The sequence below is a fragment of the Myroides oncorhynchi genome, from assembly GCF_020905415.1.
In the GTDB taxonomy this organism is placed as follows: Bacteria; Bacteroidota; Bacteroidia; order Flavobacteriales; family Flavobacteriaceae; genus Flavobacterium; species Flavobacterium oncorhynchi_A.
The window spans coordinates 2,155,558-2,181,493 of sequence record NZ_JAJJMP010000001.1; the positions used below are offsets into that span (position 1 = coordinate 2,155,558).

A 25,936-nucleotide genomic window follows, 5' to 3' on the forward strand; every position below is an offset into this window, starting at 1 on the left:
GTATGAAATTTAATTTTGGAACAGGAATCGTTATTGCAATGGGATTGTTTATGATCTTTATTTTGCAGTATGTGATTAGAGTGCAGGTAGATAGTAAGTTTGATAATGAGTTAGTTACTGAAAATTACTATCAACAAGAAATAGAGGTGGATGGTAAGCATGATAGAGAAGTAGCTGCTTTAAAACTTAATGAGAAGTTATCTATTGAAAGTAATAGAAATGGTGATATTACTATTGCTTTTCCTACTAATTTCGATGTGAAAAATATTACAGGTAAAATATTCCTATATAGACCGTCTAACCAGAAATTAGACTTTGATATGCCTATATCACTGTCTTCTTCCAATTTGCTCATACCTAACAATACGCTGGTAGACGGTCGTTGGGATATTGCTGTGGAATGGTCTTATGAAGGGACTGATTACAGAAATAAACAAAGTTTAACTGTAAAAAAAGATTAAACAGTGATCACGGCTCTTATTTTTGGACTGATTAGTAGTCTTCACTGTATCGGTATGTGTGGACCTATTGCTATGATGTTACCTGTATCTAAGAGTAATGGTACTAAAAAAGCTATGCAGATATTTTCCTATCATTTAGGGAGAATATCTGCATATTCTATTTTAGGACTTGTTTTTGGTCTATTTGGAAAAGGCTTGTTCTTAGCCGGATTACAACAACAGATGTCAATTGTAGTTGGTGTACTTATGATTGTATTTGTATTAGTGCCACAAAACAAACTTGGAAGTTTTGGTTTCTTAAAACCTTTTTATTTTGTTGTTAGTAAAGTTAAAAACAAATTAGGAAGTCAGTTTAAGAAACAAAATAAAGGTACTTTATTTACAATAGGTTTCTTTAATGGTTTTTTACCATGTGGAATGGTATATGTAGCATTGTTTGGTGCATTAGCTACACAAAATGTTTATCTAGGTATGATGTATATGATGTTGTTTGGAGTAGGGACTATTCCTTTGATGAGCACTATTGTCTATGTTAGAGATATGTTCTCTGTTAAGGTTAGAAACAATATTATGAAGTATTATCCCTATGTGATTGTACTGTTTGGAATGTTGTTTATAGTTAGAGGACTTGGTCTAGATATTCCTTTTTTATCTCCTGATAATCTAAATCTTTTTGTTAGAGGAGAGGCTGATTGTTAGTGAGTTATCTTTTTTTAGTGATTTTAATCAAAATAATATGTGACTTTTTGTACTAATGTTGTCTAAAGTATATAACAGTAGAAATATCAACGTTTATCATGCTATGAAAAAGAATAATATAATGTTGATTGTTTGTAACTTATAATCTATTGTTATTTGTTACTTATAAAGGATTAAGTAAAAAAAAGAGCTATGAGAAATGAAAAAAGCTGACTGTAAAGTCAGCTTTTTTTATATATGTATGTTTTGTTTTTTTAAATAATCGATCGCATGTCTTCCTTCATTAAATAATAAATCTAGTATGCTTAGATTGTTTAAATAACCGTGCCTGTCGTCAAAAACTTGAACATAAGGCTCGAATGTGTGTGAATCTTTTTTACCATTTGCTAAAGGTCTTAAATCAATCAAATCAGAACCAACTTCGTGTAAATATTCTGTTGTTTGAGTGTATCCAATGTTTATTCCTAAACAAGAACACAGTACTTCGTGTATTTGTAAATTCAAATCTAACATAAACTCTGCTTTTCCTTCAAATAGAGGTCGTATGTCATCTTCAAAATACTCAAAGTAAGGAGAAGTCCTATAAGCAGCTTCTAAGCTCTTAAAGTGTTGTTTTTGCCATCCAAAAGCATGTTCTATCCTTACATCTTTAAACTTTTGCTTTGATTCTTCTGAATGCTTTATTGGTATATTAAGCATTTGCTTACCATTAGCACTATAAATAAAAGTTCTATTCCTATTCGTTTGTTTCTGAAAGTTATCTTCCATTTCGAAAGTTACTTGTTCAGCTTGCAACATTGAAGCGAAGTGACTAATCGATGGAAAATAAGTTGGATGAATAAGTATGTTATTCATGGTTTAGTTTAATATTTTGAATTCTTTTTATCTCTTCTTTTTTTGTAGGTATTGTATCCAAATAAACCAATCATCGCAACTAAGAAATATGGGAAATATGAAGTTTGTTTACCATTTCCATTAACTGTAGTAAACATTCTATCCCATCTTATCTTATCTATAGCTTTAGACCATGGTAAATTTTGATCTAAACTTAACCAAACAAATACAGGTTTTCCTACAATGTGATCTTCAGGTACAAATCCCCAGTATCTACTATCTTCAGATCTATTTCTATTATCTCCCATCATAAAGTAATAGTCTTGCATGAAAGTATATTTATCTGTTGCAATAGTATTGATATAGATCTGTCCGTTTTTAATCTCTACTTTGTTTCCTTCATATACTTGAATAGCTCTTTGGTACATTGGAAGATTATCTAATGTCAAAGTAACAGTCTCTCCTTTAGCAGGAATGTGTAGTGGACCTAAGTTATCCTCATTCCATGTTGGTTGATTATGAGGGAAGATCATTGTAGAAGTCATAGACTGAATGTATTCTTTTGCTTCTTCAGGGTATCCTTTAGTAATACTTAAGATTTGAGACATTGATTTTAAAACCTCTACATTTTCATCAGTTAAGGCAAAAAATATTAATGTTTTTGGATCATTATTATAATAAGTAGCACCCTCTCTAGTATCAAAGCGTTGAATTAATGAATTTACATCTAATGGTGTTCCATCAGTTCTTACAGTGTAAGTAAACTGTAGTTTTGCACGGTCATTAAGCTTAAATAATTCATTGTTGATATAGACGTCTCCATCTTTTATTGTAAGATTCTCTCCAGGAAGTCCTATTGCTCTTTTTACATAGTTCGTTTTCTTGTCAATTGGTTTATCCACTGCTGGACGCCTTAATGGATCATTAAATTGATATACAGTATCAGTTGGCCAGTTAAAAACGACTATATCATTGTGCTGTACTTTTTGAAAACCAGGTAATCTAAAGTATGGCAAATGTGGCTTTTTTAGGTATGAGTTTTTCTTCGTAAAAGGTAGTGTATCATGTACCATTGGTAAAGCGACTGTTGTTATCGGTGTTCTAGCTCCATAATGGAACTTACTCACGAATAAGAAGTCTCCTACTAATAAAGTTTTTTCTAATGATGAAGTAGGAATAGTGTATGGCTGTATTACATAAGTATGTATGACAGTTGCTACTACTACAGCAAATAATACAGAGCTTACTGTTTCTCCTGAGTTTGTAACGGCCTTTGTACTTCTGTTTTCTACATATTTTACATCAGTTGCATAGTTGATATAGTATATATATAATCCAAGTGTAATAACGCCTAATATTGTATCTACTGTTTTATTTTTTCCAAAACTTCTAAGTGTTTCTACCCAGACTACAGGAAACATAATTAAATTCACGATAGGGACAAATAGCAGTATAACCCACCATTTAGGACGGTTGATTATTTGCATTAATACCACTGCATTATATACAGGTACTATTGCTTCCCAGCTTTTCTTTCCAGCTTTTACATATAATTTCCAAGTTCCAAGAAAGTGAATTACTTGTACTAGTAGAAAAAACAAAAACCATTGAGACATTGTCATAGTTTAATATTGTTTAATGATTGTTAGTGAAGGTAATTATTATTTTAGATTTAGGACATCCTTCATTGAGAATATTCCTTTTTTATTTTGTATCCATTCTGCAGCGACTACCGCACCTAGCGCAAAACCTTCTCTATTATGAGCTGTATGTTTTATTTCTATTTGATCGATAGCCGAGTCATAGAACACACTATGCGTACCTGGTACACTGTCTATGCGCTTAGCATCTATATGGATTTGATTATTCTCTGCTTGATCTAGTGTCCATTCTGTATATTCGGTGTTTCCTATGATATCATTGGCTAAAGATATAGCTGTACCACTAGGAGCATCTAGTTTTTGAGTGTGATGTATTTCTTCCATAGATACCTTGTATTCTTTAAGATTACTCATCATCTTAGCAAGATAACTATTTAACTCAAAGAATAAGTTTACACCAAGGCTGAAGTTAGATCCATATAAGAAAGCACCATCGTTTTTAGTAGATAATTCGACTATGTTATCATAGTGCTCTAACCATCCAGTTGTACCAGATATAACAGGGATACCTAATTCGATGCAAGTTGTAATATTGTGTACAGCTGCATCTGGTATACTAAAGTCTATTGCTACATCAGCATTTTTTAATCCATCATAAGTATCTGTACTTTTTTTGCGTAGTACTATTTCATGACCTCTTTCTATGGCTATTCTTTCAATGATTTGACCCATCTTGCCATATCCTAATAATGCAATTTTCATTGAATATAATGTTTAAAAGCGATACTCTACATTAATCGCGTATTGAAATTGGTTTTGGTTCTGAAGATTCATTTGATCCAACTCAAATGCAGGTTTAATAGTTAAGTTTTCATTGACGTTAAACTGCATTAAGTGAGCATCTACGTTAGCATCTATAATACTTAGTACATAGAAACCAACTGTAATTACAACAGATAAATCTCTATTGCGTCTATAGAATTTTTGGGCTTCTAGGATACGATCATTATCTAATCCTCCAAATGTTGGATCAGTAGGATCATTGATACCTTGAAGGCGTTTTTTATACTCACTGCGATATCTATTGTATTGTCTCTGGTTATCCGCCCAGAAGTACGCAGGTATACCAATACCAGCATAAACTAGAGGGACTTTCCAATATTTTTTATTATAAATTTGTCCTACACCAGGTATAACTGACGCATAGAATGCTGCTCGAGATGGAGCCAATGGATCTAAAGGCTTTTCATCTGACGAGTATTCAGCAGTAGTTTTTTTATCTCCATCTGCAGACTGTGCATATGTGGGGTGACAGACCGCTCCTATGAAGAACAATAGGATTAATAATACGTGTTTCACTAATTCTCTAATAGTTTGATAATTCGATTTAAGTCTTCTTCTGAATGGAATGGGATAGAAATTTTTCCTTTGCCATTATTAGCTACTTTAATATCTACTTTTGTTCCAAAGAATTGACCAAATGATCTTGTATAGTTTTCAGGGATACTAAATTCTTTATTTTTCTTAGGCAAAGCAGGTGATGCGATACCTCTTAGTTGTTCTTGATATTTCTTTACGATAGCTTCAGTGTCTCTCACAGATAAATTTTCTGTGATAATCTGATGATAAATATCTGTCTGAACATCAAGATCTTCAATGTTAATAATCGCACGACCGTGTCCCATCGATATAAATCCGTCTCTTATACCAGTTTGAATAATAGGGTCTAAACGTAGTAATCTCAAGTAATTAGCTATGGTAGAGCGTTTTTTACCTACTCTATCACTTACTTGTTCTTGTGTAAGATTGATTTCTTCCATAAGACGTTGGTAAGATAGTGCTATCTCTATCGGATCTAAGTCATGACGCTGAATATTTTCTACTAAAGCCATTGTTAGCGATTCGTTGTCGTTCGCTATACGGATATAAGCAGGTACAGAGTCTAGACCAACTATCTTAGAAGCTCTTAAACGGCGCTCTCCAGAGATAAGTTGATACTTGTTAAATTCGATTTTTCTAACAGTAATAGGCTGTATTACACCTAATTCTCGAATACTTGTTGCTAATTCTTGTAAAGACTCTTCGTTAAAGTTCGTTCTAGGTTGGAATGGATTTATCTCAATAGAATCAATATCTAATTCTATAATGTTGCCAATTACTTTGTCAGCATTATTGTCTTCGATTGATCTTATATCATTATCAGGATCTTTTAAAAGAGCCGATAGTCCACGTCCTAAAGCTTGTTTTTTAATTGCCTTTGCCATAATATTCTAAATAATAATCTCTAGCTATTTTTTCGAATAATCTCCTCTGCTAGATTGATGTAATTAGTAGCCCCTTTACTTGTTGCATCATAGTTAATGATACTTTCTCCAAAGCTAGGTGCTTCACTTAATTTTACATTTCTCTGAATAATAGTATCGAATACCATATCGTTAAAATGTTTCTGTACTTCTTCTACAACTTGGTTTGATAGACGTAGACGAGAATCGTACATTGTTAATAATAACCCTTCTATATCTAGATTTGGGTTGTGTATTTTTTGAACACTTTTAATTGTGTTTAATAATTTACCCAGACCTTCTAGTGCGAAGTATTCACACTGAATAGGAATAGCCACCGAGTCAGCAGCGGTTAATGCATTTAATGTTAGTAATCCTAGAGAAGGAGCACAGTCTATGATGATATAGTCATACTTATCTTTGATAGACTTAAGTGCCTCTTTTAGCATGTACTCGCGATTTGGTTTGTCTACCAATTCGATTTCAATAGCCACCAAGTCAATGTGTGCTGGGATTAGATAAACATTAGGTGCAGTACATTCCACTATAGCTTCTTCTGGTGTACAGCTGTGCTCTAATACTTCATAAGTTCCTATTTCAATAGAATCTACATCTATACCTAAGCCTGATGATGCATTAGCCTGAGGATCTGCGTCTATTAATAAGACTTTTTTCTCAAGTGCTCCTAATGAAGCCGCTAGGTTGACAGATGTTGTTGTTTTTCCAACCCCACCTTTTTGATTAGCAATAGCAATGATTTTACCCATTATACCAAAAGAATATTTTTATAAGTCGTAAAAATACGATTATTTGCGACTCTACGAAATCTTATTTATCAACATTTTCCTAAAAACATTAAAATTCAATATCTTATAACAATAAATGCCATTTAATAGATAATATCATTGATGTAATCCGAAATTATAATTTCTTCTTCTAAATTCTGACTTGGTAAGTAGTACTCTTTCTGAATACTTTGTTATTTATTTATAGCTATGTTCTTGTTATAATACCACAATGTCAAACTCGTGACTTAATGGTTCTAATTGTTTAAATAATGCTGCAATCATATCATTGCCAAATTCTTTGTAATAAACAGAAAAGTTAATGATTCGCTCTTGAAGACTATTATTAGGAAATAACTCATTTTGTAATAAAATTATTCTTTCTAGTTTTTCACTGTGGTTTCTTTTTTCTGCTTTTTGCAATCTTTTTTCAAGATTTTCTAATCCATTGATTTGTTTTACTTTTTGTGCATTAACGGCTCCTATGAATGATTTGTCCGTCTGAGTAGCGATTGTCTCTAATGTTCTAAACTGTTCTTCTAGAAGGGTTCGTTGTGCATTAAAGTCAAATTGTATTGAAGAATATTCCTTTGTTTTAGTATTGATTAATTGACCTTGTTTAGTGAACATATCTTTCCAAGTCAAGTCAAGTTTATCCATCTTCTTTACTTGTTTGGAAGTCGCTAGTAGGACAGAATTTCTCAGTAATAACATCGGGAAAGTGATATTGTGTAATTCAAATACCTTCTTCAGTTCTAACCAATATGCCAACTCTCCACCTCCACCTGTATAACACAGATTAGGTAGTATCACTTCTTGATATAAAGGGCGCAATATCACATTAGGACTAAAGTTCTCTGGATGAGCTTCCAGTTCTACTAATATCGCTTCTTTAGTAAATGTGATAGCAGTGTTATTGACTTTATAAACCTCATCTTCATAGATGATACGCTCTCTCAGATTATCTTGGATGTAGAATAAGTTAATCTCACGTGGATTCACTTGTATGAAATACTCTGATAAAGTGGCGTAGCTTTTCTCGACTTCTGTGATAGCACTTTGGTTGATTAATTCCTCTTTGACGTGCGGAGTGAATAATCGCTTCAGTTCAGTATCATCCCCATCTAGGATAACTAATCCATACTCAGCAAATAGCTCATTGGCCAAGTAACGTGTAGCATCAGTTAGATTATCGTGTTTTAGGTAAGCATTTTCGAATAGCTCCTTGATATAAGTAGCATTACTACCTACTCCGATATGAGATTGAAATACTTCGTATACTTTATCCAGACCTTCTGTACTTAATCGTCCTACAGGTCCTTTGCTCTCTCTGTTCCAGCAAATCACTTTTTCTTCAAATACGAAGTGATTAATTTCTTCGAAGTCGTGATCTTCTGTTGCCATCCAGTACACTGGGACAAAGTTTTCGTTGGGATACTTAGCTTTCAGTTCTTTGGCTAAGTTGATCACAGAGATGATTTTGTATAAGAAGTATAGCGGACCCGTAAATAAGTTTAACTGGTGTCCAGTCGTAACTGTAAATGTATTTTCTTTCGCTAATGCGTTTATATGCTCTAAAGTCTTCTCAGAAGTCTTCGTGTTTTTATATTGACTTAACAACGTCTGACAGAGTACAGTTCTGTGTTCTATCGGATAGTTAGCACGCTTCTCGTCTAACTGTTGTTTAAAGTTTTCTATAGTAGGAAAGTGATTATATAAGTGTTTTAGATTAGCCTCTTGATTAAGGTAATCTACCATTAGTTTTGAAAAATAGCCTGACTCTTGAAACGTAATTTTATCTAAAGGCATAATGTTTATTTTTTGCTAATTTAAACAATAATGGCTTTTTAAAAGAAGGTTTAACGTTGTTTAAAGATTAAAGTTTAATTTAAAAAAAGAAACAGAGTAGAAGACTATTAAGACTAATCTATCAATAAATGAATCGAGAATAAGATATAAAACATTATTCTTTCCTTACAAAGAACCATCCTTTATAACAATTAAGTTCTCTAATAGGAGCTGTGTGCTGGACAATCTCTATATGCTGATATAGGAGCTGAGGCAGAGAAGCCATTATCTCTGTGACAGCGATATCTATAGTCTCATAATCCTCTTCTGTAGGGACGGTACTTGTGTAAACATGTAGAGAGATTGTATCTTCTGTATAGTCATAAGCGATAGCTCTGATATGATGATCTATGACACCTAAGAAAGCGGGTATCATAGCTAATAGTATATCTTGTTTTTGCATAGTGTATATTTAGAAACAGTATTGAAGGGCATGAAGCACAATATCTTCTAAAGAGGTAAATGATTTACAGTTCTCTTTATATAAGGGAGCTTCCCAGTCATAATTAGAAATAACTTGTGCACAGAAATGCCCATCGACATCAAATTCAGGATACCAACCAATATCAAGTAAGGTATGGTTACCAAACTCTGCTTGAAACAAATCTTCTTTTAACTCATCTATTACCTCAGCTGGAGAATCATTAAAATTTAAATGAGATAAGGAGTCATACGTGATGATACCTTTATGTTTTTCTATAAGTAACTTTATCATTTAGAAGATGTATTTGTTGTTGAACTCGATTTCGTACGTTGTCTATTATAATGCTTGATATGGTGTTAGAAAATTCATTTTAGTAATTGAATTACTCTGGTTAAAAGTACTTTATTTTAAAAGAACTATATCAGTTAAAAAATCAATTCATCTTTTGAAGAATAAAAAGCATAAATAAGTGTACAGTTAGAACAGTTATGGTAGGACGAGACATAGTGGTCGGCTAGTGATCGCATAGTGGTCGCATAATTTTAGCCTATTTTAATACGACCACTATGGTATCACTATCCCATAATATTACTATCATGCTGTACCTTCTTAGTAAGTGAATAGTTGGAGAAAGAAGTTTAAGGTTATTGAGAGCCTGTATTTAGAGATTTTGTTAGAGAGCGATATCTTATTTGAACGTAATTATTAGCGGTATAGTAGGTGTTGTCTTATCCCTGATTATAGCTAATTATGCTCTATAGCTTCTAGTTTGTTATGGTTTATGACTATAGGATTTGATATATAGAGGTTAAAATCTTTTCTTTGGAACAACTAAACTCTTTAACTAGATGATTGAACAAGAAAAGAGATTGTCCTATCAGTATTCATTAGGACATCTGATACTAAATATATTGTTGACTATCCTGTTTTGTAGTATTGCTACAATCAGTCATGATGTTGGTGATTATTGGTTTGTGATTATAAAGTATGTAATTACAGTGTTAGTTACTGTTATAACAGTAAGTCAAGTTTTATATCTCTGTACTGCTTATATAAGGGAAGATAAGCTGATACTCAAAAAGTATTTTAGAAGGGAGAAACATTATATAACTAAGCAATTAGTCAACGTAAAGAAGTATAATCTTGGGCGTATTCATCTCATCATGGTATCTCTGAAGGGGGTAGATGGAAGCATAGAAAGATATATGATTATGAATATCTATGCATGGTATGCACAGTCTGTATATGATGCCGAAGAGGAATTGAGTAAATGGTCTGATAAGTAAAGAACAGCGTTATAACCTGAAATAGGGGAATAAAAATATCCCCCATTAGAATAGATAAGATATTGGGAACAGTGATGTAAGTAATCTATAAAAAAGAGAGTTTTGGGAGCGTTCTCTTGATATGACAATATATAGATTACCTTACAGGAAATACAATACTTATCTACTAATGAGGGATACAATGTGCGCAGTGTTGGGGAGAACACTGAGTTAGTAAAGACCTTTTATAAACTGATAGTCTTTTTCTTCTTTAATTTCTTTTTTCCACATCTCCTTATTCTTAGAAGAGTAGAGATAGATTTTAATCACCTTAGAAATGATAACACCTGAGATAATCAGTATGGCTAAGATGAGAAATAGTGATATCATAATAATCATAGTCTTCTTATTTAATGTTTAAGATATATTGAGTCAGATCTTCCATATCCGTATCATTGATCTGAGGGAAAGGAGGCATCTGTGGTGCATCAGGACGTTTCTTACCTGGAGACTTAATCCACTTGATTAGATCCGTTTTATTATCGGTATATATTTCTTGCATTTCTGTCACAGGAGGCCCTACTAGTGGTGTCTTCTCTTTATGACAGGCAGCACAGTAGCTATTAAATACTGCCTTACCCTTAGCTGTATTATCACCAGAAGCCTCGGCAGTAGCTATAGCTTGTTTTTCTTCTTCTTGTTGGTTAGCTGCTTGTTCTCTAGCTTCTTTTGAAGCTTGTTCAAATTCTGCCGTTTTTTGAGCCATAAGTTCTCGGTGTGGATTGATGGCATTGGCTCTATATACATGTCGCCCACTTCCCATGAATACAACTACAACCCCCATAGAGACCACTATTCTTCTGAAGTATCTGTCCAGTTGGTCATCTGTACCTCTTAGTGTTATGACCATATAGTACACTGCATATACTGCTACTGCCACACCTGATAAGATCACTCCCATCATTCCCCAACTAAATCCTTTGGCAGGTAAGGTAGCCATCACGATAGGACCAAATAAGAACTGGGCTACTGATGCACCTAACGCTAACTGATATCCAAGACGCTTAACCTTCGCTCTAGTGAATACTTTAAAGTATTCTTCAAAAGGATAGTTCTTACGCCCCATATACCAAGTGATAAATAGACCTGTCAAGGCTAGTGATGCACAGATAAAATGGAAGTATCTAGGGAATACATTTGGCAGGGCTAAAGCAGATAAGAATCCTCTTACACTCATCCATTTCTCAGGGAATAACATCAAATTAATATTTACTAAGAAGATTAGGGGAATGAATAAGAACATAACCACTGCTAGAGCATTGATAGAAATGTGTAACAACTTCATATTTGCCATTACTTCCCAAGTGTACTTGTGTAAGTAGGTCAATAGGAAAACAATCGCTACCATAGGGATAATCAATATCCACATAATTCCTGTCAAAGAGTTAGCTGTGTAAAAATAAATGGTGTATAGTGCATTAATACTCAGTAGGGGAGCTACCCCTAGTACTACAGCTAATGATTTGTTTACTGTTATTGTCGCAGCTATTTCTTGTGCTAGTGTATCGTATTCTTTGTTTTTAAGTCCTTTTATTTCTGCCCATAGCGTTGCTATAGAACCTCCTACCATTAAGTTTACAAACACAATATGTGCTAAGAATGAAACTACTAATAGAATAACTAGTAACCACTCTGGTAATGGTAAGTCTAAGGGGATATCTTTAGGTAATGGAGTATTATTCATCTTTGTTATTGTTTAATTTTTGTTCTATAAAATGTTCTACAGAGTGAGTAGGGTTAAGATGTGCTCCAGCACTCTGCGCTCCTTCTAGTGTCGCCCCACTCTGTTGTAAATAGAAAATATAATGGGCTAGTGCATCTAGTTCTTCTTCGTTACCTGGATAAGGAGGCATATAGGTTCTACCGTTGTGCATATTAGGTATATACGCTTTCATAGAGTTGATATCTAAAGGTTTTCCTATTCCATACATTTTTTCGAATACGAATATGATAGAGTTTATCCCCTGACTAGTATGACATCGAGAACACGCTATCATAAACACATCTTTACCTGCCTCTAGTTTATTCTCTTCTGTAATCTCTGTGATAGAGGTATAAGTAGAGTGCTTCAGTATACCGTCTCGCTGTAGCAGAGGGTAGTCTTCTTCTCTGATCAGGTTAGAGTACATATAGTTGCCGATGACATAAGGCTTGCGGATAAATTCTCGTACACGTTCGAATATTCCTAAGAAACCAAGCGATAGTACAAAAGGAATAATCACAATGATAAGGCTGACTTTTTTAGGCTTCCACAGTGTCCAGATTGCCAACAGAGCTAGTGAACTAGTCGCTATTAGGATAATGTATTTTAATAAATCATAGTATTTAGCAAAGTCCATAGTACCTACCGCGGTACTCATATTCGCTGTCATCGCATCAGGTATCACGTTATAGTAATAAATAGAAGCTAGAATAGATAGAGGTAACCATAGTAATACCCATATAGCTGTAGTCTTAAGAGCTGTAGGTCTGATCGCACTAGACTTTTTAGTGAACAACATAATCAGTAAGAACCCAAAGGCTCCTGCTACGACCATAGCTGTAGGTGTTCTAAATAATAGCTGAGGTAAGTAAATAGGGTTAGTCAATGCACTTACTAAAGATTGTTGTTGTATCCAGTTACCAGGATCCATCATAAATCCTAATATCGCTACGATAATAGCCATGGTAAGCCACGAGAACCCAGAAAGGAACCAACCGAATCGGATATGACGTTGTTTAGCACGTAGAGATTTATTAGAGTTCTTCCAGGTTAAGAAATAGATCATGATAAAGACTACTTCTAATACAAATACAATCCATTCTGTAAACCATCCCCAGTAGAAAACACGGATTAAACTACCAATAGAGTTAGGGCTAATTAGTGCTGCTGAGAACCATATACCGACTCCTGTCATCGCTCCCATTGTGGTTGTGATCACAAAGCCGACCATCATCATACGGTGTACCATCTTATCCCAGGCAAGATCAGTGATATCTTCTGGTCCGCTTTTGACTACTCCTTGTTGTTCTAATAATGTAATATAAGGCAAGAACCCAACGGCTAGCCCATGGTTTATAAATACGTGAATAATCGCTATCATCGCAATGAGGAAACGATCGTTCAACCAGTCTAAATGAAATAGAGGGAAATCCATAATGTATTATTTTTCAGCAAAGTTAGAACCCTATCTACTGAAACATATTACACTAAACGTGGTGATATTTACACTAATCAATTTAGAACAGTGTGATAAAAGCGAATTGTATTTAAGTAATCAATTCTTAGTTCTGTTTTCTGAATTCTTCAGGGGATAGCCCTGTATTCTTTTTAAAGAATCTAGAGAAGTAAGCATTGTTCTTAAAGTCGAGTTCATAAGAGATCTCTGTAATCGATAAATCGGCATTGACCAATAATCGTTTACATTCTAAGATAACTCTGTTACGGATAACTTCACCTGCTGTTGTACCTACTACCTTTTTGCATAAAGAGTTGAGGTGATTAGGAGTGATGTGTAGCATATCAGCGTATTCTCCAGGCAATCTCTTCTCTATAAAATGATCTTCTACGAGCTTCTCAAAATTCTTGATAATGAAGTGCGCCCCCTTAGTCTCATTAGGTTCTTCTGGCTCGAATACTTTTTTGACTAAGAATAGCTGTGTCTCTAGGAATAGTTCTAGCATTAAGACTTTGATATAGTCTTTCTGTAAAGGTTGGTTTGCTGTATAGGCATAATACATCTTCTCAAACTTAGTGTGTAGTGTCTCATAGCACTTCTCACAAGAGAATTTAGAGTACTGCGCATTTCCTCCGAAGAAGGTAAACTCCTTTAGATAGTTCGGATTGACTAAGAATGTACGCAGAAAATTATCATTGAAATTGATGAGAAACCCTTTGGTTCCAGGTTCGAATTCCCATTTGTGTACTTGCGAAGGGTTGAGATAAAATAAGCATTTCTCCTCAATAGAGAATTTCTCGAAGTCAATAGAGTGTATTCCTTTTCCTTCTGCTACGAAGAGGATTTGATAGAATGCATGTCTATGAGGAGCAGATACCATATTCGGTCTATTAGAAATAAACTCTTCAAGTCGATATACTACACAGTCTTGTGATATATTGTTATTGTCGAGTAGGTTACAGATGTTGTAAATTGGAATACTATTGTTCTCCATATTTCTAATATTTTAGGCAAAGATAGGAATATGTTAAATTCTTTAAATGGTGATTGAATAGAAATAAGTTATGGTGTGATTAAGATTTAGTACTTTAGGAGTGATATTGTCGTTTATATATAAACATATTTAAAGCTTATAATCCATATCAAATGAGTCAGAATAATTATAATCCAGAGTATATAAAAAGTCTGTTTAATCAGATGAGTGGTTCTTATGAACGGATAAATTATATTACTTCATTTGGATTTTCTATTCGTTGGCGAAGACAGTTGATTAAAGAGCTACAACCTTCACCTGAAAAAGTTGAAGTAATAGATCTTATGACGGGTATAGGGGAAATGTGGGGTGTTATAAAGAGAAATTTTCCACAAGCTAAGTTATCTGCTTTAGACTATAGCAATGAGATGATTAAAAGAGCAGAGCAGAGAAATCAAACAGAGTATACAGGAGAGGTAGATTTACTTCATCAGAATGTACTAGTGAGTAGCTTGCCTTCAGGGCACTATGACTATGTTACTTGTGCTTTTGGTTTAAAGACATTTAATGAAGAGCAAATACAAATATTGGCTAAAGAAGTAGAAAGAATACTCAAACCTAATGGACAATTTGCTTTTATAGAAGTTTCTGAACCTAAAAATAGTATTCTCAAGTTGTTATATGGTTTTTATTTAGGAAGTATTGTCCCTGTATTAGGAGCTTTATTGTTTGGAGGAATTAATGAATATAAGATGCTGTGGAGATATACGAATAAGTTTAAAGATGTGACTAAGAGTGCACAATGTTTTGAGGCAGTAGGACTAGACGTTAAAAAGCATTCTTATTTCTTTGGTTGTGCTACAGGATTTAGTGGATATAAGAAATTAATATAAAGGGAATAACAAGTAGATTTTAGAAGTAATAAGTTATGGAAATAAAGACAACTACAGAGATAGATGATCATAATGCGATGGCGATTAAGGAGATATTATCTTCTTATAATGTAAGTCATACGACACATTTATCAGATTGTATCAATGAATCACTAGAGATTACTTTAGTAGAAGAAGGAGAGGTAATAGGCGGGATATTAGGTCGTTCATTATGGGGAACACTAGAGATACAGAACCTCGCTGTGAAAGAGAGTCATAGAGGACAAGGCCTTGGTAAGAAACTTATGTTAGCAGCAGAACAGGTAGCTATAGAACGCAACTGTAAGTATATATCATTGAATACTTTTTCGTTTCAAGCTTCTGACTTTTATCAATCTTTAGGCTATGATATTTTTGCAGAAGAGAAGGATTATCCTTTAGGATATTCTAAGGTGTATCTGCGTAAGGTGTTGAGGTAGTGTTTTCTGAAAAAAGGATGAGGTTTTTTTAGTTATGTAAAACGCTGTTTATTTGTTTGTTAAATGTTGATTAAATAAGAAATATTGTATGTCATATACAGTTTTTTACTCGGTTGAATAGTAGTATCTTTGCACTCCAAAATTAGATACAGTGAATACAACAATAGCATTTATAACTCCTCCGTTTACCCAGTTAAACACACCTTATCCAGCGACAGCATATATTAAGGGGTTTTTGAATACCCTAAATATCGATAGCTATCAAGCAGATTTGGGAATAGAGGTTATATTGAAATTGTTTAGTAAACAAGGTTTGATAGATTTGTTCGACTATGTGCATGAACACATAGAAGAGGTATCTCCTAATATACATCGTATTCTTGCTTTAGAAGAGGATTATATCTCTACTATTGACGCTGTAATTGCTTTCTTGCAAGGAAAGAACGCTACATTAGCACATGCTATCGTACAAGAAGATTACCTTCCACGAGCATCTCGCTTTGAACAACTAGAAGAATTAGAATGGGCATTCGGTACGATGGGAATACAAGATAAGGCGAAGCACTTATCTACACTGTATTTAGAGGACTTGTCTGATCTCATTGTCGAGACAGTAGATACCAACTTTGGGTTTAGTAGATATGCTGAGCGATTAGGTCGCTCTGCTCATACCTTTGATGAGATGTATGATGCATTACATCAACCTTTGACTTATATCGATGAGATTACGCTTGATCTATTGCAACAGCTAATAGACAAGACTAATCCTAAGATAATGGGATTCTCAGTACCCTTCCCTGGTAATTTATACAGCAGTTTTAGATGTGCTCAGTATATTAAGAAGAATTATCCTCATATCAAGATCACGATGGGAGGAGGATTTCCGAATACTGAGTTACGCTCATTAAAAGATGTGCGTGTATTTGAGTTCTTTGACTTTATCACTTTAGATGATGGAGAAGCTCCATTAGAGAACTTAATTCTCTATGTAGAAGGAAAGATAGCACAAGAGGAGTTAAAGCGTACGCTTATTGCTAAGGACAATGAGGTAGTTTATATCAATAATCCGCTGAAGCGTGATTATAAACAGGCAGAGGTAGGTACTCCTGATTATTCAGACTTGCCGCTTACCTCATATATTTCAGTAATAGAAGTAGTGAATCCGATGCACCGTATGTGGAGTGATGGACGATGGAATAAACTAACGATGGCACATGGATGTTATTGGGGTAAGTGTACTTTCTGTGATATTAGTTTAGACTATATCAAGGTATATGAACCAATAGCTGCAAAGCAGATTGTAGACCGTATGCAGACGTTAATTGAGCAGACGGGAGAGACAGGCTTTCACTTTGTCGATGAGGCAGCACCACCAGCACTAATGCGCGAGGTAGCGTTAGAAATCATCAGACGTAAACTAACGGTATCGTGGTGGACAAATATCCGCTTTGAGAAGAGCTTTACGAAAGACTTGTGCTTACTATTGAAAGCTTCAGGATGTGTAGCTGTATCAGGAGGATTAGAGGTAGCCTCAGATAGATTATTAAAACTAATAGACAAAGGAGTTACTGTAGAACAGGTAGCTCGTGTGAATAGAAACTTTACGGAGGCTGGTATCTTAGTACATGCTTATCTAATGTATGGTTTCCCAACACAGACTGCTCAAGAGACAATAGACAGTCTAGAGATGGTACGTCAGTTGTTTGAAGCAGGAGTAATGCAATCGGGCTTTTGGCATCAGTTTGCGATGACGGCTCACTCACCAGTAGGGATGAACCCAGAGGAATACAAGGTAGAACGTGTACATGCGGAGATGGGGACATTCGCTAATAACGATGTGCCTCACGTAGAGATGAATGGTGCGATACACGATAAGTTCTCCTTCGGGCTGAAGAAGTCATTGTTTAACTTTATGCATGGGATGTGCTTTGATATGCCATTACATGAATGGTTTGATTTTAAAGTACCTCGTACAAGCATTCCTTCAGATTATATATATACTTGTCTAAATGATGAGCCTTTAACGGTATGTAAGCCAAATCAAAAGGTAGTATGGTTAGGGACATTTCCTTATATTGAGTACTTCGAAAAGAAGAAAAAGAACAGAGTGTTTGAAATGGCTCAGTTAGTGTTTTATACGAAGCGAGAGACGATAGCAGTAGACGTGGATAGAGTGGTAGGGGATTGGTTTGTACATTTTATAGAGACTTTGAAAGAGATGGCTTCTCAAACGATTACTTATCAAGAAATGAAAAAGAGTTTTGAGGAATACACCCATGAAGACTTTGAACCATTCTGGTATTCTAAACCAGCACAAGCATTAAAGGATATGGCACTACTAGTGCTTTAAAGATATATAGCCTCATATTTATGAGGCTTTTTTGTTGGTTGTATATCAGTAGCTTACCTTCTTTATTTTTTATTTGTTAACTTTGGATTAGAAAAAGGAAAGCATGAAAAAATTGGTATTAGGTATTAGTATTGGAATATTGGCATTGATAATCGGTGGATGTAATGGTCAAAAAGGGAGTTATACGAGTAGTTTAGATGAAGAAAAAGAACCTGGTATTCCTCAAGAAAGTAGTGTGATGTATAAAGCGCCATTGGCTCAACCTTTGTTAGATATTAATAATTCTATCTCAAGACTACCTGATCCTATAGATGGTGTTAGTCCTTTAGATTTTAAATATACAAGTGAAATACGAGCTGAGTTGTGTTTGTTTATTCAAAATCTTAGTTTGACACAAACTAACAATAGAATTGTTATTGTAGAAAGAATCAATAAATCTAAGGTGTATAAATTTGGATATTACGCAGCAGTACTTAGTGAAAACTCTCCTATTTATTATTTAAAGATTGATGATTATAGAAATAGCGTTTTAAAAGCAGGAAGTAGATTAGTAGATGATCCAGCTAATGTAGCTAAAGCAGATATAGAATTGTTCTATAAAATAGCCCAGACATCTGATTTAGAAATGTACAATATAAATAAGGAATTAGTAGCTAGAAAAGAAGCTGTTAATTCACGTGTTTATTTACATATTATGGATAGAGCAGGAAGAGGGTTTAGAGTAGAGACTTATCGACTTAAATAGGTTCTGCGAGTTTTATCAGTTTTAGACAAGTTCTGTAGTTACGTGTAGTAGCTGTTACCTTTAGTTTGTTTTCAATTAGGGTATTTGTTATTTTAGTTTTCATATAGCCGTTATTAGCTACTAAGTATACGGCATGAGTAGTAATATTTAAAAGTTCTGATTCTGCCTTTTTTTCTTGAATGGTATTGCTTTCTGCTTGATGAGGTGTTCTGCTAAGAAAAGTAATATATAGCTGTGCTAGTTCCTCTTCTTTAGTAAAAGGATGTTGTGAAAGGATGTCTTTAAACTGCTCAATCGTTATGGTAATGACAGGTACCTCTATAGTTAGTGTGCTTAGTATTGCATCTTGTACTTTGTTTGACAAGATTGAAGGGACTTGCTCTAAGGACTGATACACTATATTTCCACTTTGAATGTAAGTCTTTACGTTAAGTAAACCTATATCGGAACAAATCTTTTTTAAAGTATCCATTTTAATGATATTCTTACCACCGACATTAATACCTCTAAGAAGGGATATGTAAGTTTTCATGATTGTTGTTCTAGTTTCTTTAATCCTTGTTCTGTTTTATAAATAATAATTCCTAATACTATAATCATAGGTAGAAAGTATAGTTTGTTTAGCAAATGTGAATAAGTAGGGAGAAGATAAGAAATACCACTGTATATACCTGTACCAATGCCTAAGTATACAAAGCCTTTACCACTAAACTTTTGTGCAAACTCCCAGTTGCGTTGATTCTTCATCGCACGGTGTGTGCGATATCCTAGTATGCTATTTATTGTTTTGACATGAGGAATTATTAATCCTAAGACAATAAATAGACACATAAATATTAATAGTTCTGTTACTATCATAGTGTGATTAATTAGTAATGGATAAATAAGTTAATAAAATACTGCCTATGCTTATCCCAATAGGAATTATCCAATCATACCAGTGCATAGGGTCTTTAGAATATTTTAATCGTGTGTAAATACTGGCAATCATTAAAGGAACAATAGTCACACATAATAAAATAGTTTGGGCTATGATAGGCCATTTTAGATATATTGCGATTACTCCTCCTATACCTATAATAACCCCTAACCAACGAAAAGTTTGTTTTATTATTTTTACAATGGAGGTGATGTTATATAGTTTTTTACGTTCATCAGACATAGTGTTGTAACCAGCTAACATCCCATCAGCGTTTTCAGCAGTTAGCAAGTAACTTATACCGATGTATATTAAGCCAACAATAATAAAAGGCTCCATATTATTTCTTTATAAAGTTAACAATAGTAGGTACTAGTTCAGTGTGAAGAGGTACATCAGGTTTAGTGTATAGTGCTAAGTTCTCCTCCTCTTTTACAACTGTTTTTAGTATATGATTCATTCCTTTTAGTGTGATAAGAGTTGCAGTAGGAACAGCTTGTTTTAAGTTGTCTCCCTGGTCTGTCTTGACCTGTAAGTCTTTATCTCCTTGTAAGATTAAGATAGGTTGTTTTACTTTTTTAAGTTCTACAGTAGGATCATACTTTATCCAAGAGATAAGATAAGGTTGAGCAGAAGTAAGATAGAAGCTTTGTAGCATAGGAGGGATGTTGTCTACTATTTCTCCTTTTCTAAGCTTAGCGTGAATATCTTCTATTGATTTAGCAAAGAAGGGTGCTTGTGCTGTTAACTGTTTATATAATGTTTTATCTATTGATTCTCCAGGTCCTTGCAGTGAGATAAGTTTCGTTACAGCACTATTGCTTTGACTAGCTAGAGTAGCTACTAATGCTCCTTCGCTATGACCAATCAGTATAATATTAGGATAGTCCTTTTTGAAATAATCAATAACTATATTTAAGTCACTTACATTGTCTTCAAACTTAATTTCTGACTCATTGATAGTCTGATTCTTCATCTGAGCAAACATCCTTTTATTGTAAGTAAATGTATTGATACCATTTTCTTTTAGATCTTGAGCAAGGTATTTATATGAGTTGGCATTTACTCCAGCAGGGCTATTTCCATTCTTGTTAGTTGGACCTGAACCTGCTATTATAATAGCTAGTTGTTTACTGTCTTTATTTGCTAGGTATAAGTCTCCATCAATTTCATTGTCAATCTGAACAGCAGTCTGTGCAAAGCTAAATGAAGTTGTAAGACATAAGATAAGAGCAGTCAATAATTTTTTCATAATGTAGTTGAGTAGGTTAATTAGTAAAGAGAAGTTATAGGTCTAGTTAGTATATCTACAAATAGTATAATTACAACCAAAGCTATTATAGGGGGTTTAGTCTTTAAATGTGTAGCTGTCTTAAAGCCTTGATACATATAATATCCAAATACTATAAGTAAACATAAAGTAAGTATACTGAAAATAGTAAGGTTGAATACTGAATCCATATTTAAAGCATTAGGATTATTGATGTTTTTCATTAATGTATCAGCTATATCAGTTAAAAAACCATTAATGTCAAACAATACAGTTATGTTCATCGCTATACGGGCAATTAAGACTGTATTTAAGATATCTATAAATCTTGTTTTTTTATTAATTGTTTTACCTAGTATGAATACAGCAATAGTCATAAGAAAAGTTGTAATTACATAATCACTTATTGTCTCAATAGCAGTAGGCGATTTATAAATAGAAACTTGCTTCAGTAACGCTATAGATCTAGAATGTGTAAATGTTTGTACAATACATGTGACTAGTCCTGTAAAAACACCTATCCATAACAAAGTCCTTTCTTGAAGAGTTTCGAAGGGTTTTAGAATATAGTTTTTTATCATAATGTTATTGGTTATAAGTTGGTTGTTATTTATTTTGTAGTTGTTGAATGTGCGTGATTATATCATCTAGTTTATTTCTAACAGTAGGGTAACTAATATTCATCTGTAGTGCCATCTGTTTAAGGCTCCCACTACTTAGAAAGAATGCTAGGATAAACTCTTGTTCCTCTTTACCCAGTTGTAACAGAAGAGGCAAAGAGAAGTTTCCATTGACCACAGTCTGACAATGTTCACATGATAGCTGCGTTACCTTTAGTAGGTTTTCACAACTAGGACAATGTATAGGAAGTTTAGATTTAATTGACATAAAACAGGTTGCTTGTTTAATTTTATTAAAGTCTAAATTAATAAAATTAATATTTATATCAAAATAGTTAATGTATTTTTATTTGGCAAAAATATTTATATAAAAAAATCCCAAGTATTATACTTGAGATTTAGGTATTATATTTTAAGATTATTTCTATTCATAATAAGTACTAGCAGATGCTTCTACTGCGGCTGCACTAGCTGCACTGACAGCATCAGCAGCTGCGTCTACAGGATATTCATAAGATTGACCATAATAGTCAGTCACATTGTACTCATTTGCTGGGAATAAGTTGTCTATAGAAATTTTCTTATTTGCTAATGGATTTAAATTCGGATCACCTTTTTTAATCTTAGCTTCCATTTTGAATATTTCCTTATTGTCCTTATCTATTATAGATACGATATATATACCTTTTTTATTGGTTACTATAGAATGATTACTTGTGCCAGAAGAATATTCTGTATAGTAATCATAAGGATTATAGTTTAAATCATTAATAGCTACTGTTCCATCGATTAGGTTACCTTCTTTGAAAGTTGATTGATATTTAACTTTGTTATTCTCAAAATACTGATATAGACCATCTAGGTTACTATTCGCAACTCCGTATTTATAAATTGGTGCGCCAGTCTCTTTGTCAAATATACTTCTTCTAAACGCACTAGTATCTGTATAGATCTCTTCCATCATTAAGATATTAGGAGTACGTCCATCTTCATTTAAGGTATAGAATTTTCGTTCTTTAATACTGCCATTAGTATATTCTGTAGTCGAATAATTATCATAACCAATAGCTGTCAGTATTCCTTCAGAAGCATATCCTTGATCAAATATTAAAGTGGATAATATCTCTCCATCTGCATTATAATAGGTAGTAGTACCGTGTTGTACATCATTTTGATATTCTGCAGAAGTTGTCAATATATTATTGTCATAAGACTCCATTTTAGTAAGTTCACCTTCATTGCTATAGTAATTAATAGAGATTATCTCGTCGCTACTAGAGTATTTCGTTGTTTCTTTACCTACTTTTAGACCTTTTTTATAGAAAGTTTCTGTATTATAATATGAATCTATAATATTAACAGTTCCTTCATAAGGAGCACCATCTTTATAGGAAGCAGTCGCAATAATTTGTCCTTTTTCATTATAGAATTTACCTTGTTTGTTATAGTCTATATCTGACTGCAAAAAGTATGCGCCTGTACTAGACTCAACTTTTAAGGTATAACCTTTTTTAGACAGAGGTTTACCTTCGTTAAATCTCTCTATCGAAACAATCTGTTTGTCATAAGAGAACTCAACTTTAGTACCTGTTTGGGTTACATAGTCAAAAGTTCCTAATTCTTTTCCAGTGTTGTCAAAATAGGTTTCTTTAGAAGCGCTATAAGCATAAGAATTAGGATTATATATAGCTATTTTAGCTTTTTTACCATTATTGTAATATTCAATATCTTTTGCTAAAAAACTGTTACTATAGAATGACTCTGTCGAAATAATAGAACCACCATTCGCATTGTCATATGTAGCTTGATACACTAAATTCTCTTTTTCATATTTACTGATATCTGAGATTAAGTCATTGTATATCGTATACTTAGTTCCTGTAATATAAGTTAGTGATCCATAAGTAGGGTCTTCTTTAAAAGTAATTCGTCCTAATTCTTTTCCCTTTGTATCGTAGTATACGGAAACATTGTTTTTAGTTATTTCAAAAGGCTTATTATTAGAGTATACTTCCGTTCTTTCTACTAGCTTACTGTTTTTATAAGTACTAGCTGTATTGCCTTCATATATTGTACCTTCTTTAGGAGTGTATCCATCTTCAGCATAGATAATTTGACCTTTAGAAGTTCCATCAGGATTAAAGTACTCTATCTTTTGTGTAGTATTATCTTCTTTGTTATAAGTGATAGATTTTACAGTGTTTTTTTCTGGTGCTACATGATAAACTTCTACTTTATGAGCTACATTATCTTTATAATGATAGATAGCATTTAACTCATCAGTGTTATCTCCATATATATTGAAGTAGTAATTTGTACCATCTTGATAAGTAGTATATCCGTCATCTTCTAATTTAAGGGTATATGTACCTAATTGTTTTCCATTTTGGTCATAGTATACTTCTTTAGTAGTGTTTCCATTTACTACAGCAGTACCTTTTATTTTTCCATTTTTGTAGTAAGAGGTTGTATTAGTAAGTACTCCTTCTTTATACTGAGAAACAGATAAAACAGAGAAGTCTTTATAATTAGGTGATACAGATTCTCCATTATGTATAAGCCCTTCATTATATGTTCCCTGATGTGTAAGTTGACCTTGCTCATTATAGTATTTTTCTCCTATAAGTACATTATTATCGTCAAACTCATATATTAGTTCATTCTTATCATTCTTAGGATTGATGATTTTATATGATTTGTACACACCCTCTTCAGATTCTACATAGACATATACCCCTTGCCAATCATAGAATGCAATACCATTATTTAGGTTATTATCTTCAGAATATGTACATGTATATACTTCTCCATTACGCGGATCTATAGTCACTGCTTTAGTGATCATATTGTTTTCATCATAAGTATAAGTAGCATTAACTTTACCTTCTTTATTGAAGTACTGCACATCACCAGAGTATAGTACTGTTCCAGTACCTTCTTGAAATTTACCATTCCCTTTGCTCTCTAATTTATTAGTATTAGACTTATAGACTTCTATAGACTTTAACGCATTATTTCCTTTTATAGCTTTAGCAATTTTAAAAGATTCAGCGTCTTTCTTAGGGACTATATAGTCATAACTATCTACCCAGATAGTGTCTTTCACCACTTGGCTAAACATTGGTGTAGAGAATAATATAGCTAATGAAAAAATATTTTTAATCATAGTGTTTTTTTTATTTTGTTTTAAGACAGTAAAAATAGAGAAGTATCGAGTAATATTTTCTCAAATTGGCATTAATTTATAGATTGTCTAGTAAAATCACTGTAAACAGTGATTTGCATATTTAGTTTTAACTGGACTAGTCTATATTATTAAATCTGTGCTATACTATTGATATAGTGTATCATTATATTTGTAGTACAGTTTTGAGATTATAGAATTTAATCATACTGTTGTTTAGTTTAACCTAGAATTGCTTTGTAGTCTTTGGCTAACGCTGATTCTTGGGGATAATGATATCCCTTAACCGCAATCTTAGGGGTATCATTTTTTAAATAAAATAAGATGGAAAATACGATAATACAGAATCTAAAAGTAATAGAACAGCGGATAGCCCGTGCCTGTCAGCGCACTAATCGCTCACGTGATGAGGTAAAACTATTACTAGCAACCAAAACTGTAGATGCTGATAAAATAAAGGTAGCAATAGCGCAAGGTTATCCTTTAATCGGAGAGAATAAAGTACAGGAGCTGAGAGATAAGTATGAAAGAATAGGTACGGAGAACTGTACTCGTCATTTCATAGGGCATCTACAGACCAATAAGATAAAAGACATTCTAAAGTATGGTACTAGCTGTATACAGTCTATCGATCGCATGAGTGTAGTAGAGAAATTACAACAGTTGTTAGAGAGAGATGAGAGAGCAATGGAAATATTAATCCAAGTCAATACTTCTGCTGAAGACAGTAAGTTTGGAGTAGCTCCAGAGGAGGCAATTGCTTTTATAAAAGAAGTGGCTACTTACGATAGACTACATATTAAAGGACTAATGACTATAGGACTGTTCAGTGCTGAAGAACGTTTAGTACGCCCGTGTTTTCAGTTGTTAAAACGCATCCAGCAAGAGGCAATAGCTTTAAAACTTCCTAATGTAGAGATGAATGAATTATCTATGGGAATGAGCCACGACCTCGAGATAGCAATAGAGGAGGGAGCAACGATTATTAGAGTAGGTACTGCTATCTTCGGTGAACGCATTTATCCTGATAGTTATTATTGGAAGGAGTAGATCACTACTTTGTAGTATTTGGCTAATGCAGAATCTGGGTTAAAACAAAAAAAGTCC

The 25,936-nt window shown here is 33.6% G+C and carries 28 protein-coding genes; 8 read left to right on the forward strand and 20 right to left on the reverse strand.

What is annotated here, in order from left to right; all coding sequences use genetic code 11:
- Window positions 1–2: 2 nt before the first annotated feature.
- Together LNQ81_RS09525 and LNQ81_RS09530 are read left to right on the forward strand one after the other, a co-directional pair.
- The gene (locus LNQ81_RS09525) at window positions 3–461 is read left to right on the forward strand and encodes a FixH family protein (protein WP_121967433.1); all 459 of its coding nucleotides are present in this window, start codon (window positions 3–5) and stop codon (window positions 459–461) included.
- A 3-nt stretch (window positions 462–464) separates the two neighbouring features.
- Entirely contained in the window at window positions 465–1,160 is a 696-nt protein-coding gene (locus LNQ81_RS09530; RefSeq protein WP_229946203.1) for a sulfite exporter TauE/SafE family protein, read from the forward strand.
- 231 nt (window positions 1,161–1,391) lie between these two features.
- Here the strand turns inward: LNQ81_RS09530 and LNQ81_RS09535 are convergent, their stop codons facing one another.
- From LNQ81_RS09535 to LNQ81_RS09575, 9 genes are all read right to left on the reverse strand, one after another.
- The gene (locus tag LNQ81_RS09535; RefSeq protein ID WP_229946205.1) at window positions 1,392–2,015 is read right to left on the reverse strand and encodes a WbqC family protein; all 624 of its coding nucleotides are present in this window, start codon (window positions 2,013–2,015) and stop codon (window positions 1,392–1,394) included.
- Between the two features lie 8 nt (window positions 2,016–2,023).
- Entirely contained in the window at window positions 2,024–3,616 is a 1,593-nt protein-coding gene (gene lepB / locus LNQ81_RS09540) for a signal peptidase I (protein WP_229946206.1), read from the reverse strand.
- A 39-nt stretch (window positions 3,617–3,655) separates the two neighbouring features.
- Window positions 3,656–4,357, reverse strand: a complete 702-nt coding sequence (dapB, locus tag LNQ81_RS09545) for a 4-hydroxy-tetrahydrodipicolinate reductase (protein WP_229946208.1) — start codon at window positions 4,355–4,357, stop codon at window positions 3,656–3,658.
- 12 nt (window positions 4,358–4,369) lie between these two features.
- Complete coding sequence (locus tag LNQ81_RS09550) at window positions 4,370–4,954, reverse strand: DUF5683 domain-containing protein (RefSeq protein WP_229946210.1); 585 nt, start codon at window positions 4,952–4,954, stop codon at window positions 4,370–4,372.
- A complete protein-coding gene (locus LNQ81_RS09555) occupies window positions 4,954–5,859 on the reverse strand; it encodes a ParB/RepB/Spo0J family partition protein (protein ID WP_229946212.1) in 906 nt (301 codons plus the stop codon). The genes LNQ81_RS09550 and LNQ81_RS09555 overlap by 1 nt, the downstream gene beginning before the upstream one ends.
- A 20-nt stretch (window positions 5,860–5,879) precedes the next feature.
- On the reverse strand, window positions 5,880–6,644 hold the full coding sequence (locus LNQ81_RS09560; protein ID WP_229946213.1) for a ParA family protein: 765 nt from the start codon (window positions 6,642–6,644) through the stop codon (window positions 5,880–5,882).
- Window positions 6,645–6,881: 237 nt separating this feature from the next.
- Window positions 6,882–8,471 (reverse strand): bacillithiol biosynthesis cysteine-adding enzyme BshC, encoded by a 1,590-nt coding sequence (gene bshC / locus LNQ81_RS09565; RefSeq protein ID WP_229946215.1) that lies wholly within the window; start codon window positions 8,469–8,471, stop codon window positions 6,882–6,884.
- 154 nt (window positions 8,472–8,625) lie between these two features.
- Window positions 8,626–8,913 (reverse strand): MafI2 family immunity protein, encoded by a 288-nt coding sequence (locus tag LNQ81_RS09570; protein ID WP_229946217.1) that lies wholly within the window; start codon window positions 8,911–8,913, stop codon window positions 8,626–8,628.
- 9 nt (window positions 8,914–8,922) lie between these two features.
- Window positions 8,923–9,225, reverse strand: coding sequence for a hypothetical protein (locus LNQ81_RS09575; protein ID WP_229946219.1), 303 nt, complete (start codon window positions 9,223–9,225; stop codon window positions 8,923–8,925).
- 557 nt (window positions 9,226–9,782) lie between these two features.
- On the opposite strand from LNQ81_RS09575, the gene LNQ81_RS09580 reads away from it, so the two are divergent.
- Entirely contained in the window at window positions 9,783–10,220 is a 438-nt protein-coding gene (locus LNQ81_RS09580) for a hypothetical protein (RefSeq protein WP_229946221.1), read from the forward strand.
- Window positions 10,221–10,430: 210 nt separating this feature from the next.
- On the opposite strand, the gene LNQ81_RS09585 is transcribed toward LNQ81_RS09580, so the two are convergent.
- The 4 genes from LNQ81_RS09585 to LNQ81_RS09600 all read right to left on the reverse strand — a co-directional run bounded on the left by LNQ81_RS09585 (window position 10,431) and on the right by LNQ81_RS09600 (window position 14,411).
- Window positions 10,431–10,598: a hypothetical protein gene (locus tag LNQ81_RS09585; protein WP_229946223.1), complete on the reverse strand. Its 168-nt coding sequence runs from the start codon at window positions 10,596–10,598 to the stop codon at window positions 10,431–10,433.
- A gap of 7 nt (window positions 10,599–10,605) precedes the next feature.
- Window positions 10,606–11,943 (reverse strand): c-type cytochrome, encoded by a 1,338-nt coding sequence (locus LNQ81_RS09590; RefSeq protein ID WP_229946225.1) that lies wholly within the window; start codon window positions 11,941–11,943, stop codon window positions 10,606–10,608.
- On the reverse strand, window positions 11,936–13,396 hold the full coding sequence (locus tag LNQ81_RS09595; protein ID WP_229946227.1) for a c-type cytochrome: 1,461 nt from the start codon (window positions 13,394–13,396) through the stop codon (window positions 11,936–11,938). Before LNQ81_RS09595 ends, LNQ81_RS09590 begins: the two co-directional genes overlap by 8 nt.
- Before the next feature lie 127 nt (window positions 13,397–13,523).
- Window positions 13,524–14,411 (reverse strand): AraC family transcriptional regulator, encoded by an 888-nt coding sequence (locus LNQ81_RS09600; protein ID WP_229946229.1) that lies wholly within the window; start codon window positions 14,409–14,411, stop codon window positions 13,524–13,526.
- A 152-nt stretch (window positions 14,412–14,563) separates the two neighbouring features.
- Between LNQ81_RS09600 and LNQ81_RS09605 the strand changes: the two genes are divergently transcribed.
- The 4 genes from LNQ81_RS09605 to LNQ81_RS09620 all read left to right on the forward strand — a co-directional run bounded on the left by LNQ81_RS09605 (window position 14,564) and on the right by LNQ81_RS09620 (window position 18,836).
- Window positions 14,564–15,283 carry a class I SAM-dependent methyltransferase gene (locus tag LNQ81_RS09605; RefSeq protein ID WP_229946231.1) on the forward strand — a complete coding sequence of 240 codons (720 nt, stop codon included), beginning with the start codon at window positions 14,564–14,566 and terminating at the stop codon, window positions 15,281–15,283.
- Window positions 15,284–15,318: 35 nt separating this feature from the next.
- The gene (locus LNQ81_RS09610; protein ID WP_229946233.1) at window positions 15,319–15,741 is read left to right on the forward strand and encodes a GNAT family N-acetyltransferase; all 423 of its coding nucleotides are present in this window, start codon (window positions 15,319–15,321) and stop codon (window positions 15,739–15,741) included.
- Window positions 15,742–15,892: 151 nt separating this feature from the next.
- Entirely contained in the window at window positions 15,893–18,091 is a 2,199-nt protein-coding gene (locus LNQ81_RS09615) for a B12-binding domain-containing radical SAM protein (RefSeq protein WP_229946235.1), read from the forward strand.
- A 103-nt stretch (window positions 18,092–18,194) separates the two neighbouring features.
- Window positions 18,195–18,836, forward strand: a complete 642-nt coding sequence (locus LNQ81_RS09620) for a hypothetical protein (RefSeq protein ID WP_229946237.1) — start codon at window positions 18,195–18,197, stop codon at window positions 18,834–18,836.
- Here the strand turns inward: LNQ81_RS09620 and LNQ81_RS09625 are convergent.
- From LNQ81_RS09625 to LNQ81_RS09655, 7 genes are all read right to left on the reverse strand, one after another.
- The gene (locus tag LNQ81_RS09625; protein WP_229946239.1) at window positions 18,829–19,368 is read right to left on the reverse strand and encodes a DUF1697 domain-containing protein; all 540 of its coding nucleotides are present in this window, start codon (window positions 19,366–19,368) and stop codon (window positions 18,829–18,831) included. The genes LNQ81_RS09620 and LNQ81_RS09625 overlap by 8 nt on opposite strands.
- The gene (locus LNQ81_RS09630; protein WP_229946240.1) at window positions 19,365–19,694 is read right to left on the reverse strand and encodes an SdpI family protein; all 330 of its coding nucleotides are present in this window, start codon (window positions 19,692–19,694) and stop codon (window positions 19,365–19,367) included. The genes LNQ81_RS09625 and LNQ81_RS09630 overlap by 4 nt, the downstream gene beginning before the upstream one ends.
- Before the next feature lie 7 nt (window positions 19,695–19,701).
- On the reverse strand, window positions 19,702–20,094 hold the full coding sequence (locus LNQ81_RS09635) for a DUF3784 domain-containing protein (RefSeq protein WP_229946242.1): 393 nt from the start codon (window positions 20,092–20,094) through the stop codon (window positions 19,702–19,704).
- A 1-nt stretch (window position 20,095) separates the two neighbouring features.
- Window positions 20,096–21,007, reverse strand: a complete 912-nt coding sequence (locus LNQ81_RS09640; protein WP_229946244.1) for an alpha/beta hydrolase — start codon at window positions 21,005–21,007, stop codon at window positions 20,096–20,098.
- 20 nt (window positions 21,008–21,027) lie between these two features.
- Window positions 21,028–21,606 (reverse strand): hypothetical protein, encoded by a 579-nt coding sequence (locus LNQ81_RS09645; RefSeq protein ID WP_229946245.1) that lies wholly within the window; start codon window positions 21,604–21,606, stop codon window positions 21,028–21,030.
- 25 nt (window positions 21,607–21,631) lie between these two features.
- The gene (locus tag LNQ81_RS09650; protein WP_229946246.1) at window positions 21,632–21,913 is read right to left on the reverse strand and encodes a DUF2089 family protein; all 282 of its coding nucleotides are present in this window, start codon (window positions 21,911–21,913) and stop codon (window positions 21,632–21,634) included.
- Window positions 21,914–22,069: 156 nt separating this feature from the next.
- Window positions 22,070–24,811 carry a hypothetical protein gene (locus LNQ81_RS09655; RefSeq protein WP_229946248.1) on the reverse strand — a complete coding sequence of 914 codons (2,742 nt, stop codon included), beginning with the start codon at window positions 24,809–24,811 and terminating at the stop codon, window positions 22,070–22,072.
- Window positions 24,812–25,153: 342 nt separating this feature from the next.
- Between LNQ81_RS09655 and LNQ81_RS09660 the strand changes: the two genes are divergently transcribed.
- A complete protein-coding gene (locus LNQ81_RS09660) occupies window positions 25,154–25,879 on the forward strand; it encodes a YggS family pyridoxal phosphate-dependent enzyme (protein WP_229946249.1) in 726 nt (241 codons plus the stop codon).
- The last annotated feature ends 57 nt before the right edge of the window (window positions 25,880–25,936 follow it).